Here is a 12,065-nt window from a genome sequence, read left to right on the forward strand (position 1 = left end):
CCTGCGCGCGCGGCGGCGACACGGTCACCGTCACCGGCCTGCTGCGGCTGGGCGAGGCGGGCGGCCGCCTGCGCGCCAATGAGCCGGCCCGCAACTACTGGTACACGCGCGACGTGCAAGCCATCGCCCGCGCGCGCGGATTGCCGGCCGTGGCGCCGTATTTCGTCGATGCCGACGCCGCTCCCGGCGCGCCGGAGGAGGGCGAACCACTGGGCGGACTGACGGTAGTTTCCTTCGTCAACAACCATTTGGTTTATGCTGTCACCTGGTACGCGCTGGCGCTGATGATAGTCGGCGGCGCGGCATGGGTCGTCCGCGAGGGGCGCAAATCAAAAAAACAAGCATAAATGGCAAGGAAAAACGATAATCCGTATGACAGGGGCCGGCCGAACGCGCCGGTCATCGAGCCGCTGGCCGAGGTGAAGGCCTCGGCCAACACCATCACCCACGCGGCCGGGCACAAGAACATGCAGCAGCTGATCCAGCTGCGCTGGATCGCCGTGATCGGCCAGATCACCACCATCTTCGCCGCCACCATGGTGTTCGACGTGCGCCTGCCGCTGCCGGCCATGCTCAACGTGCTGGCGTGCCTGATCGCGTTCAACATCGCCAGCACCTTGCGCTGGCAGGAAAACCAGGTGGTGTCCAACAGCGAGCTGCTGCTGGCGCTGACGGTGGACATCGCCAGCCTGACGGCGCAGCTCTACCTGAGCGGCGGCGCCACCAATCCCTTTGTGTTCCTGTACCTGCTGCACGTGATCCTGGGCGCGGTGCTGCTGGAAGCATGGTCGACCTGGACCATCGTCGGCGTGACCGGCACCTGCATCGCCGGGCTGGCGCTGTTCTCCGAGCCGCTGTCGCTGCCGCTGGACCACGCGCGCGGCATCCTCAGCCTGTACGTGCAGGGCATGCTGATCTGCTTCGTGCTGGATGCTGCGCTGCTGGTCATCTTCATCACGCGCATCATGCGCAACATGCGGGTGACGGCCACCAAGCTGGCCGACCTGCGCCAGCGCGCGGCCGAGGAAGACCACATCATTCGCATGGGGCTGCTGGCCTCGGGCGCCGCGCACGAACTGGGAACGCCGCTGGCGACGCTGGCGGTGATCCTGGGCGACTGGAAGCACATGCCCGAGTTCAAGGCCAACGGCGAGCTGCTGGAAGAGATCGGCGAGATGCAGACCCAGCTCATGCGCTGCAAATCCATCGTCAGCGGGATCCTGCTGTCGGCGGGGGAGACCCGCGGCGAATCGTCGGCGGCCACCACCGTCAACACCTTCCTGGCGGATCTGGTGGCGGAATGGCGGGTGGGGCGGCCGGTGGTGGATTTTGAATACGACAATCGCATCGTGCCGGACCATCCGGTGGTATCGGACTCGACGCTCAAGCAAATGATCTGCAACGTGCTGGACAATGCGCTGGAAGCCTCGCCGCAATGGCTGCGCATGGAGGCCAGCGTGAAGGACGATCAGCTGGTGCTGCAGGTGACCGATGCCGGGCCTGGTTTCGCGCCGGCGATCCTGGCGCAGCTGGGCAAGCCCTACAATTCAAGCAAGGGACGGCCGGGCGGAGGCCTGGGGCTGTTCCTGGTGGTGAACGTCGCGCGCACGCTGGGTGGCGCGGTGACGGCGTCGAACCTGCCGCACGGCGGCGCGCTGGTGCGGCTGACGCTGCCGCTGTCCGAGATTGAAATCAAACCGGAAACGAATCAATATGACTACTGAAGAAGAACGCGTGCTGTTGCTGGTCGAGGACGACGCCGCCTTCGCCCGCACGCTGGGGCGCTCGTTCGAGCGGCGCGGGTACAAGGTGCTGCTGGCCGAAAACGTGGATGAAGCGAGCGGGCTGCTGGTCGATCATTCGCCGGGCTACGCGGTGGTGGATCTCAAGCTCAAGGGGAACTCGTCGGGGCTGGCGTGCGTGCAGATGCTGCATCAACACGATGCGGAAATGTTGATCGTGGTGCTGACCGGCTTCGCCAGCATCAACACGGCGGTGGAAGCGATCAAGCTGGGCGCCTGCCAATACTTGGCCAAGCCGTCCAACACCGACGACATCGAAGCCGCCTTCGAGCACGTCGCGGGCGCCGCCGAGCTGGAGCTGACCAACCGCGCCACGTCGGTCAAGACGCTGGAGTGGGAGCACATCCACACAGTACTGGCCGAGACCGACTTCAACATCTCGGAAGCCGCGCGCCGGCTAGGGATGCACCGCCGCACCCTGGCACGCAAGCTGGAGAAACAGCGCGTCAAATAAAATTCGGTTTATGTCCGACGTTCAAACAGAAAATTGGGGTCAAGTCTGACATTCGGACACGGCCTCCGCCGTAGCGGCCTGCTACGGCGGAGGCCGTGTCCGAATGTCAGACTTGACCCCAAAGTTGATTAGCGGCAGGCGGCGTTTTTAAACGTGCCCAGCTGCGGTTGCGGTTCCCAGCCACTGCCCATGTAGGCGTTGGAGCAGGCCAGGGAGCCGTTCAGCTTGCTCTTGTACCACATGTATGGCGCCGGCGCGGCCAGTGCGCTCGCTGCGCATACCGCTGCAATCAAACCTGCAATGATCATTTTCGATTTCATGGTTTCTCCTTGGGAATATGGCCTACGGCCAGGAAACAATATCCTATCGTAAACATTGCGGTAAATGTATTATTTTTCACCAAAAGTTAGTTTTTTTGTCGTTGGGCATATTTCGGCAGTTGCGTCACCGTCAGTTCCATTTCCATGTGCGACTTGTCTTCCGTGTCGATCTTGACTGTGGCCGGTTCGCCCAGCGCCACCAGCAGGCCCGGCTTGCTGACCGGCTTGCCGGCATGCTTCACGAGGGCGCTGATGAACATCTTGCCGTTGTCGGCCGGCTTGAGCGTGAGCTGCGCTTGCCATTGCTGCGCGCCTTCACCGCTGCGGAAACTTGCCGGTTCATCGCTGCGGGTATGCAGGTGAGGGGCACTCTTGGCGCCGTCCACGTTCAGTTTCATCGCGATGTCGTACAGCTCGCCTTTGGGGGCTTCCTGCGCCGCCCAGGCGGCCCAGCCGCCTGTTGCCATCGCGGCGGCGATCAGCAGGCGTCCGGTCATACGCAGGGCATACGGTGTGGTCTGGTTCAAGCTCATGATTCTCTCTTTCAGCGGGTGGGTGGATTGCCATTGACATGCCAGGGGGGCTGCGTTTGCCGATAACTGGGTCTTGAGCATCGCGTTGGCGTAGCTGCGGCGCGCGTTGGGGTGGCGGCGCATGACGCCGGCATCGCAAGCCAATTCCTGGTCCGCGCGCATCAGGCGTTCGCCGACATGGGCCAGGGGATTGAACCAGTTCAGGCAGCGCAAGACTGCGCCAGCCGCGTTGGCGACCGGGTCGCGGCGGCTGGCGTGGGCGCGTTCGTGCGCCAGGATCAGCTCTCGCTCCTCGAGTGTGTAGCGGTCGTCGAAGTCCGCCGGCACCACCACGATGGGCCGCCACAAACCGACCAGCGCGGGGCCGGCATGCGGCGAGTCGGCATAGGCGATGCCGCCGCGCCGCGTCAGCTTGCCGAGGCTGCGCAGGTAGGACCGTTGCCGGATTATCTGAAGCGCGGCGGCGCCAAGGACGCCCGCCAGCCAGGCCAGAACGATATAAGCACGTGCTCCCATCGATGAGGCAACCGGCGCCAGCTCCTGCATCGTTGTGGCGAATGACAGCCCGGATGGCGTCGCGCGCAGCGCAAGCACGCTGCCTTCCGGCGCGGCGGGCATCAACGCGGCCAGTGTACACAGGGGCGCCGCCAGCCAGGCGGCGTAGGCGACGCCGGGACCAAAGCAGCGGCGCAGCGGCAGCCGCAACGCGAACACCGCGCTCACGGCCAGGCTGAGCACCACGGTGGCGCGCAGCAGGGCCGGCAGCAGTCCAGGCAGCAGGACGGCGATATCATTTGTCGGCATCAAGCTCCCCGATCAACCGTTTCAGCTCCTGCAGGTCGGCCGCGCTCAATTTGCGATGGCGGCTGAAGTGCGCCACCATCGGCGCCAGGCGGCCGTCGAACAGCCGGTCCAGGAAGCCTTTGCTTTCGCTGTGCAGCCATTGCTCGCGCGTGATCGCCGCCGAGTAGAGGTAGCGCCGCCCGTCCTTCTGCACCTTGACGGCGTTCTTGCGCAGCAGCCGGTTCAACAAGGTCTTGACGGTGGATTCCTGCCAGGCGCGTTCGTCGCCGATGGCGCTGGCGACGTCCTCCGCGCTGCGCGGGCTATGCGTCCACAGCGCCTCCATGACGACCGATTCTGCTTCGCTGATCTGCGGGATGGCTTTCATATGCTCTTTCATTTACAGGTGTAATCGCTGCAAATGATTACAGTTGTAATCGACGCTGTCAAGCGTTAAACTGAGACCCATGACACAACAGACCTTACTGCCGGGCTTCGAGCCCGAACCACAGCTGACGGACCGCATCTTCTTTGCGGTCCTGCCCGACGCCGCGGCCATCGCCCGCATCCACAACCTCACCGCCGAACTGAAGACCGCACACGCCATGCGCGGCCGTCCCATCGCCGATGCGCGCCTGCACGCCACGCTGTGCAACCTGGGCGACTTTCCCGGCATGCCCGACAGCCTGCTCGCGCGGGCAGGGCAGGCAGCCGCTTCGGTGGCGGCGGCAACGGCGCCTTTCGCCGTCCGCTTCGACATGGCACAGACCTTCGTCAACCGTGCCCGCCACCGCCCGTTCGTGCTGGCCGGCGGCGACGGCGTGGGCGGCCTTGACTCCCTGTATAAAAGTCTCGCGACAGCTCTGCGCAAGGCCGGGCTGCCCGGCAACCCGGCCAGCTATACGCCGCACGTCACACTGCTGTACGATGATGTGACGGTCCCGCCGCAAGCCGTCGCTCCGGTCGAGTGGACGGTGCGCGAACTGGTGCTGGTCCACAGCCACATCGGCCAGAACCTGCCTTACACCGCATTAGGCCGCTGGAGTTTGCAAGGCTAACTTTCAAGGTGAGTCCATCATGCTGATCAGACGTTGCGCCGTGTTGTTCCTGGAACCCCGAGAGGATTTGGATATCGACTGGACAGCGCTGTTTGCCGGCGATGGACCGCTCGGCGCCTCCATGCGCTGGATGGCGCTGGCGCCGCACTTGGGCGAGGAGGTCGAGGTCACGCCGGACGAGGTGGCGGCGTTGGGCGGCATCGGCCTGACGCTGTGGCAGGAAAGCGCCGACTGCGCGCAGCAGTACGGCGCCGCCGTGATCGCCCGCCTGCTCGAATGCGGCCTGCTGATCGGCGACGACGCCCGCTTCCGCGAACGCGACGAAACGCTGCGCTCCCAGAACTGGCGGCCCCTGTCGGCCGCCGCGCACGTGTTCAGCCGCTGGGGCGACATGCGGGTCGACAAGGGCATGCAGTTCCCCAGCTTTGAAGAACTGGTGGTTTCATACGGCACGCCACCCGGCCCGGTCATCGAACGCTGCGCCGAGGGCGAGGCCATCGCGCTGCCGTATCCCGACCGCGCGCGCCTGGACGACACGCTGTTCCAGCGCTACACCGGCCGCAATTTCGATCCCGCCGCCGTGCTGCCGATCGCCACCGTCGCCCGGCTGCTGCAGCGCGCCTTCGGTTCGCAGGGCGAGCGTGAAATGGCGCCCGACGCCTTCGTGCTCAAGAAGCTCAGCCCCTCGGCCGGCGGACTGCATCCGGTGGAGGCCTACGTGCTGGCGCAGCGCGTGGAGGGCATCGCGCCCGGGCTGTATCACTACCATCCGGTGCGTCACGCCTTGGAGCCGTTGGCGGCGATGGACACCGCGCAAACCGCGGAACTGGCGCTGCGCATGGTGGCCGACCAGGATTGGTTTGTCGATGCGCCGATGATGGTGGTGCTGGCGGCGCGGGTGGAGCGCAACTTCTGGAAGTACCGCAACCACGCCAAGGCCTACCGCGCCTTGCTGCTCGATGCCGGCCATCTGTCGCAGACTTTCTATCTGCTGGCCACCGAGGCGGGTATGCCGGCCTTTGTGACGGCGGCGGTGAACGAGATCGATATCGAGCGGGTGTTCGGACTCGATCCGTTGAAGGACATGGTGATCGCCGTATGCGGCTGCGGACCGGCGTCCGGCGCGCGGGATACGGTGGAATTGCGCTACGAACCGTAGGCCCCACCGTAACCCACGGGGCTAGCGCTGGCCCGACAGGAAGAACGGAACCGCGCCGGCGGCGTTTTCCAGCTTGCCCTTGATGGCGTGGCGGCTGGCGATGAAGACTTCCTTGGCGGGCAGGCTGCGCAGGGCGGGAATCTTGTCGGCATCAAGCTCGATGCCCAGGGTGCCCAACGCCAGCTGCGGATCTTTCAGAAAGCTGGTGCGGAACTCGTCGTCGCCGGACAGCTTGGACAGCAGCAGATCGAGATCTTGCGGGGAGTGCATGGCCATGTCTGAACCTTTCGTGTGGGTATATGGAAATGTCGCGTGTCGAAACGCAAGATCATCGTAGGCCAAAGCCGGCGCCATCTCAAGCGGATTCGTCACTGTCAAAACGCTAGCCGGTCCGGGCCAGTTCGCTGGCGCGGCTGGGCGGCCCGTCCGCGTTCATGCGGGCACTTTCCATCACGACATCGAACGCTTGCGCGAAAGCCATCAGCAAATCGGTCAGCGCAGGGGGATCGTCGCGCAAACGGTCTTCCAGCGCGGTGGCCGTCTCGAACAAATCCGTTGCCGAGATGTTACCGGCCGCGCCGCGTATCTTGTGCACCTGGTCGGCCGCTTTCAGGAAGTCGCCGTGGTCGATTGCATCTTGAATCTGTTGCAAACTCGCACCGAAGTCCTTGGCGAACAGCCCCAGCAAGCGCTCCAGCAGGCGGCTCTGGCCGCCCAGCCGTTCCATCGCCGCCGCCATGTCGATGCCGCGCACCGCGATGGACGAGGCCACGTCCGGCACGCCGCGGGCCGGCGCGAGGTCGGCCGCCTCGGCGCGCGCCTGGCTCGGTTCGACCCAGGTTGCCAGCACCGCGTACAAGGTGTCGGGATCGATCGGCTTGGTCACGTAGTCGTTCATTCCCATCTCCAGGCAGCGCTCGCGGTAGCCGGCCACCGCATGCGCGGTCATGGCGATGATGGGCAGCTTGCCGTGGGCCTGGTCGGCGCGGATCAGGGCCGTGGCCTGGTAGCCGTCCATGTCCGGCATCTGGATGTCCATCAGCACCGCGTCGTAGGCGCCGGCTGCGGTCATGCGCGCGGCTTCTTCGCCGCTGGCGGCCAGGTCCGCCTTGACGCCGGCGCGCTGCAGGATCTCGCTGGCCACCTGCTGGTTGATGCTGTTGTCGTCCACCACCAGCACGTGCGCGCCGCGGATGCGCTGCACCGCCAGCGACGGCGGCGCCGCCAGCTTGACGGCCGGCTGGCCACTTTCGATACCCAGCGCCGCCAGCACGGCGCCGCGCAGCAGGTAGGGACTGGCCGGCTTGTCGATGAAGGGCATCACGCGGCTTTGTTCGGCGGTGGCGCGATCGTGCTCGCGCGCGTAGGCGGTCACCATCAGCACCGCCGGCACCGCCGACAGCTGCGGATCGTCGGCGATGCGGTGCAGGGTTTCGATGCCGTCCAGGTCCGGCATGGCGGCGTCCATCATCAGGATGTCATAGGGTTCGAGCTGCATGGCCGCCACCGCCGCCGTGCCCGAGGCCACCGCGCGCGGCTTCAGGCCCATGCTGGCCAGCTGGATCTTGAGCATGTGGCGCACCGCCTCGCTGTCGTCCACCACCAGCACGCGCTTGCCCAGCACCGACGGCGGCAGCGGCGCCTGGCGCGGCGTCTGGTCGGCGGCCGGCTGCAGCGCCACGGTGAAACTGAAGCTGCTGCCGACGCCAGGTTCGCTGTCGACCTGGATCACGCCGCCCATCTTGCGCACCAGCTGCTGCGAGATCGCCAGCCCCAGGCCGGTGCCGCCGTACAGGCGCGTGGTGCTGGCGTCGGCCTGGGCGAAGGCCTGGAACAGGCGGGCCTGCTGCTCGCTGCTGATCCCCAGGCCGCTGTCCTCGACCACGAAGCGCAGCGCCACGGGCGCCTGGCCCAAGGCGTCCGCCGGCACCGGCGCGCCGTGGTCGCGCTCCACGCGCAGCTCGATGTGGCCGCGCGCCGTGAACTTGAGCGCGTTGCCGACCAGGTTGACCAGGATCTGGCTTAGCCGCAGCGGATCGCCCAGCAGGTTGGACGGCACGTCCGGCGCGGCCCAGATCACCAGTTCCAGTCCGCGCTCGGCGGCGCGCCACGCGAACAGGTCGGCCAGCTGGCTCAGGGTGTCGGGCAGGTCGAAGGGCAGGGCTTCCAGTTCCAGCTTGCCCGATTCGATCTTGGAGAAGTCCAGCACGTCGTTGATGATCTCCAGCAGGCTCTGGCCCGCGCGGCCGATCTTGCGGAAGTAGTCCAGCGGCTGCGGCGGCAGGTCCAGGTGCGTGCCCAGGCCGGCGAAGCCGAGGATGGCGTTCATCGGCGTGCGGATCTCGTGGCTGATGTTGGCCAGGAAGTCGCTCTTGGCGCGGGTGGCCGCTTCGGCGTTGGCGCGCGCCTGTTCCAGCAGCCGCAGCGCGCGCGCCTTCTGGTAGGCCGACACGAACGGCTCCTTCAACGCCTTGAGCAGATCGAGGTCGCTGGCGGCGAAGGTGGCGCGGTACTGGTAGTTCTTGAACACCAGGTAGCCTTCGACCTGGCCGTCGATCACCACGCGCACCGACAGCAGGGCGCACACGTCGCCGGGCAGCGTGTGCCGGCGGTGGACTTCGAAGATGTCCTGCGCGATCATGCAGTCGGCCGGCGCGTAGCGCAGCTCGGCCTGGCGCAGGTCGATGTTGTAGGCGTCCGCCGCCGCGTCGATGCGGCCCCACGCGGCGCGCAGCGACAAGGTCTCGGTGCCGGCCTCGCGCACCAGCGCGATCGCCGAATCGACGCCTTCGATGACGGTCGATTCGTGCAGGATGGTGTGCAGCAGCGCGTCGAAATCGAGCTGCTCGTTGATCGACTTGACGATGGCGTTGAGCTTTTCCAGGTGCCGCGTGCGCGAGTAGACCAGCGCCTGCAGCTGCTCGCCCTTGTGGTGCAGCTGGCGCACGCGCCAGCGCACCAGCCCCCACGCCAGCAGGCAGGCGGCGGCGAGGTAGCAGAGCCATGCCCACCAGGTCTGGTGCCAGGCCGGCAGCACCACCACCCGCAGTTGCAGTTCCTCGGTGTTCCACATGCCTTCGCGGTTGCTGCCCCGCATGCGCAGGTGGTAGACGCCGGGCGGCAGGTGCTTGTAGGAGGCGATGCGCCGGCTGGCGTCGGCCTCCACCCAGTGCTGGTCGAAGCCTTCCAGCAGGTAGGCATAGCGGTTGCGCTGCGGCGCCGAAAAGTCCAGCGCCGCCAGTTCCACCTCGAAGCCCTGGTTCTCCGGCTTGAGGGTCAGCGTCGGACCCTGGTCGCTGGCCATCTGCCCGGGCGTGATCGTCTGCTGGTCGCGCCGCACCGCGCTGATCACCAGCGGCGGGCGGAAGCCCCAGTCGCTCAGCCTTCCAGGATAGACCACCGCCATGCCGGCGGTGGCGCCGAACACCAGGTCGCGTTCGGGCGTGACCGTGCTGGCGCCGATGAAGAAGGTGCGGAACGCCAGGCCGTCGGCGCGGGTCAGCGCGCGCGCCTTGAACGAGTCCACGTCGATCACGGCGATGCTGTCGGCGGTGGCGGCCCAGATGCGGCCCACGGGATCGGCCTGCAGCGACATGATGCTGCCGGCTGCCTGCCCGCCCAGCGTGGCGATACGGCGGAACACCGGCGCGCCATGCGCATCGCGTCCGGTCATCACGCAGATGCCGCCGCCGTAGGTGCCCACCCACAGGCGGCCGCGCGTGTCCAGCGCCAGCGAGAGGAGGACCGCCTCCGACAACGCGGACGGCAGCTCGGGCTGGGCGTGGATCTGTTCCACCTTCCCGGTGTCGGGATCGAGCCAGTTCAAGCCGTTGCGGGTGGCGATCCACAAGCCGCCGCCGGCGCCGGGCACCACCGCGTGGATGCGGTTGTCGGTCAGGCCTCCGGCGTCGGCCGCTCCCTGCACGTAGCGGCGCACCGTGCCCGCGACCGGATCGTAGCGCAGCAGGCCGTCGAAGGTGCCCAGCCACAGTTCGCCCTTGCGGTTCAGGATGGTGCCGATGCGCGGCGAGGGATTCGGCTCGGGCAGCGCGATGCGGCGAACCCCGCGCGCGCCGTCGCGGGTGCGGTAGAGGCCCAGCTGGGTGCCGATCCATGCCTCGCCGCCGCCGGCTTCGGCCAGCGACAACACCATCCGGTTGGGCAGCGCGCTGTCGGGATGGGCGGGGTCGGGGCGCAGCGCGGCGCGGCGCGAACCGTCGGCCCGCACGATGTCGATGCCCTGGTCGGCCAGCGCGATCCACACCTGGCCCTGGCGGTCGGTCATCAGCGCGGTGACCGCCGCTTCCGGCGCGCCCTGGGCGCCGAACACCGAGTCGACGCTCTCGTTGTGGGGATCGAACAGGTCGACGCCACGCTCGGTGGTCACCCACATCATGCCGCTGCGGTCGCGCAGCAGGGCGGCGGCGCGGTCGTTGCTCAGGCTTGGCGGCACCGCCGGCTGGTGCAGGATGCGGCGCCCCTGGCCGTTGCGGAACTCCACCACGCCGCCGCCGTAGGTGCTGGCCCACCAGGTGCCGGGCGTCGATTCGACCACCGCCAGCACCATGTTGGCCTGGAGTTCCTTGACGCCGGCAATGGTGAGCAGGTGGCCCCGGCCGGAGGCCGCGTCGACCACGCCGACGCCGCTCTTGAGCGTGCCGAAGGCGATCTGGCCGACGCTGTTCTCGCCCAGCGACAGGACGGTGTCGGTCCAGGCGCCGTGGGCGTCGCCGTTGACGGGGACCGGGGTGATGGCGCCGCCGTCGCGCAGGCGCGACAGGCCGGTGGCGGAGCCTATCCACAGCGTGCCGGCGCGGTCCACCAGCAGGGCGCGGATCTGGTTGTCGGGCAGGCCGGGATGTTCCTCGTGGCTGTAGAGGCGCACCGTGCCCTGGACGGTGTCGTAGTATTTCAGGCCCTTCGGTGTGCCCAGCCACAGGTTGCCCTTGGCGTCGCTGGCGATGGCGCTGATCTGGCCCTTGCCCAATTCGTCGCTGGGGCGGCTGAATTGTTCGGTGCGGCGGTCGAACATGCTCAATCCCGCGGCCGCCGTGCCCACCCACAGCCGGCCGCGCACATCCACGTGCAGCACCTGGACGAAATCGCCGGGCAGCGAGGCCGGATTGGCGGCGTCGTGGTGGAAGCTGCGCATGTGATAGCCGTCCCAGCGCGCCAGGCCGCTCTGCGTGCCGACCCAGATGTAGCCGTCGCCGTCCTGCGCCAGCGTCAGGCCGATCGGGTGCGGCAGCCCTTGTTCCAGGCCGAGGTGCTCGAACAGCGGCGTGGCCAGCTGGTCCCAGCGCCCTGGGGCAGCCATGGCGGGCCCGCACATCATCATGCAGGCCGCCAGCGCCGCCAGCAGCCAGCGGCGCGCGGCGGGACGGTGCGGTGTGGCGGCGTGGACGTTCAAATCGGGGCGCGCTCCAGGAAGGTGCTTCCAGCATACGGAAATGCCGGCGGAAAGTCCATGCAAAGCACGTTGTGCGCCGTCCCTTGTACAATCGTCACATGGACGAGGATAGCGATATGAAACCGGAAATATTGGTGCTGGCGGCGAGTCCGTCGGCGGCGGTCATGGAACGGCTGGAGCAGGCGTTCCACTGCCATCATCTGTGGCGCCAGCCCTGCGAGGCGCAGCCGGAATGGCTGGCCGCTGTGGCGCCGGGCATACGCGGCGTGCTGACGACCGGCGCGATCGGCATCGGCCCGGCGCTGCTGGAGCAGTTGCCACGGCTGGAGATCGTCGCCGTCAACGGCATCGGCGTGGACGCGGTGGCGCTGGACGCGACCCGCGCGCGTGGCATTTTTGTCACCAACACGCCGGGCGTGCTGACCGACGACGTGGCGGATCTGGCATTGACGCTGCTGCTGTCGGCGGCGCGCCGGCTGCCGGCGCTGGACCGGCATGTGCGCAGCGGCGCATGGGAGCGCGGCGTGCCGCTGGCGCCCACGCGGG

The 12,065-nt window shown here is 67.5% G+C and carries 11 protein-coding genes; 6 read left to right on the forward strand and 5 right to left on the reverse strand.

Annotated elements, in window-relative coordinates; translation table 11 throughout:
• The 3 genes from GTP90_RS32650 to GTP90_RS32660 all read left to right on the forward strand — a co-directional run.
• A partial coding sequence (locus GTP90_RS32650) for an SURF1 family protein (RefSeq protein WP_308937329.1) occupies positions 1–347 on the forward strand: 347 nt, incomplete at its 5' end.
• Positions 348–1,724 (forward strand): ATP-binding protein, encoded by a 1,377-nt coding sequence (locus GTP90_RS32655; protein WP_161087422.1) that lies wholly within the window; start codon positions 348–350, stop codon positions 1,722–1,724. It abuts the gene before it with no gap.
• The gene (locus tag GTP90_RS32660; protein ID WP_117010834.1) at positions 1,714–2,256 is read left to right on the forward strand and encodes a response regulator transcription factor; all 543 of its coding nucleotides are present in this window, start codon (positions 1,714–1,716) and stop codon (positions 2,254–2,256) included. The genes GTP90_RS32655 and GTP90_RS32660 overlap by 11 nt, the downstream gene beginning before the upstream one ends.
• Positions 2,257–2,384: 128 nt before the next feature.
• On the opposite strand, the gene GTP90_RS32665 is transcribed toward GTP90_RS32660, so the two are convergent.
• The 3 genes from GTP90_RS32665 to GTP90_RS32675 form a co-directional block, all read right to left on the reverse strand.
• Positions 2,385–2,576: a hypothetical protein gene (locus tag GTP90_RS32665; RefSeq protein ID WP_161087423.1), complete on the reverse strand. Its 192-nt coding sequence runs from the start codon at positions 2,574–2,576 to the stop codon at positions 2,385–2,387.
• An 86-nt stretch (positions 2,577–2,662) separates the two neighbouring features.
• A complete protein-coding gene (locus GTP90_RS32670) occupies positions 2,663–3,913 on the reverse strand; it encodes a M56 family metallopeptidase (RefSeq protein WP_161087424.1) in 1,251 nt (416 codons plus the stop codon).
• Positions 3,900–4,280, reverse strand: coding sequence for a BlaI/MecI/CopY family transcriptional regulator (locus GTP90_RS32675; protein WP_161087425.1), 381 nt, complete (start codon positions 4,278–4,280; stop codon positions 3,900–3,902). The genes GTP90_RS32670 and GTP90_RS32675 overlap by 14 nt, the downstream gene beginning before the upstream one ends.
• 79 nt (positions 4,281–4,359) lie before the next feature.
• Between GTP90_RS32675 and GTP90_RS32680 the strand changes: the two genes are divergently transcribed.
• Both GTP90_RS32680 and GTP90_RS32685 read left to right on the forward strand, forming a co-directional pair.
• Positions 4,360–4,950, forward strand: coding sequence for a 2'-5' RNA ligase family protein (locus GTP90_RS32680; protein WP_161087426.1), 591 nt, complete (start codon positions 4,360–4,362; stop codon positions 4,948–4,950).
• A 19-nt stretch (positions 4,951–4,969) separates the two neighbouring features.
• Positions 4,970–6,109: a putative peptide maturation dehydrogenase gene (locus GTP90_RS32685; protein ID WP_161087427.1), complete on the forward strand. Its 1,140-nt coding sequence runs from the start codon at positions 4,970–4,972 to the stop codon at positions 6,107–6,109.
• A 21-nt stretch (positions 6,110–6,130) separates the two neighbouring features.
• Here the strand turns inward: GTP90_RS32685 and GTP90_RS32690 are convergent, their stop codons facing one another.
• A complete protein-coding gene (locus GTP90_RS32690) occupies positions 6,131–6,385 on the reverse strand; it encodes an NHLP-related RiPP peptide (protein ID WP_161087428.1) in 255 nt (84 codons plus the stop codon).
• A gap of 106 nt (positions 6,386–6,491) precedes the next feature.
• Entirely contained in the window at positions 6,492–11,519 is a 5,028-nt protein-coding gene (locus tag GTP90_RS32695; RefSeq protein WP_254452156.1) for a response regulator, read from the reverse strand.
• 116 nt (positions 11,520–11,635) lie between these two features.
• Here GTP90_RS32695 and GTP90_RS32700 point away from each other — a divergent pair.
• Positions 11,636–12,065, forward strand: a 430-nt coding sequence (locus GTP90_RS32700; protein ID WP_503826777.1) for a Rossmann-fold NAD(P)-binding domain-containing protein, incomplete at its 3' end; no start/stop codon positions are given.

The sequence above is a fragment of the Duganella vulcania genome, assembly GCF_009857655.1.
GTDB lineage: Bacteria > Pseudomonadota > Gammaproteobacteria > Burkholderiales > Burkholderiaceae_D > Rugamonas > Rugamonas vulcania.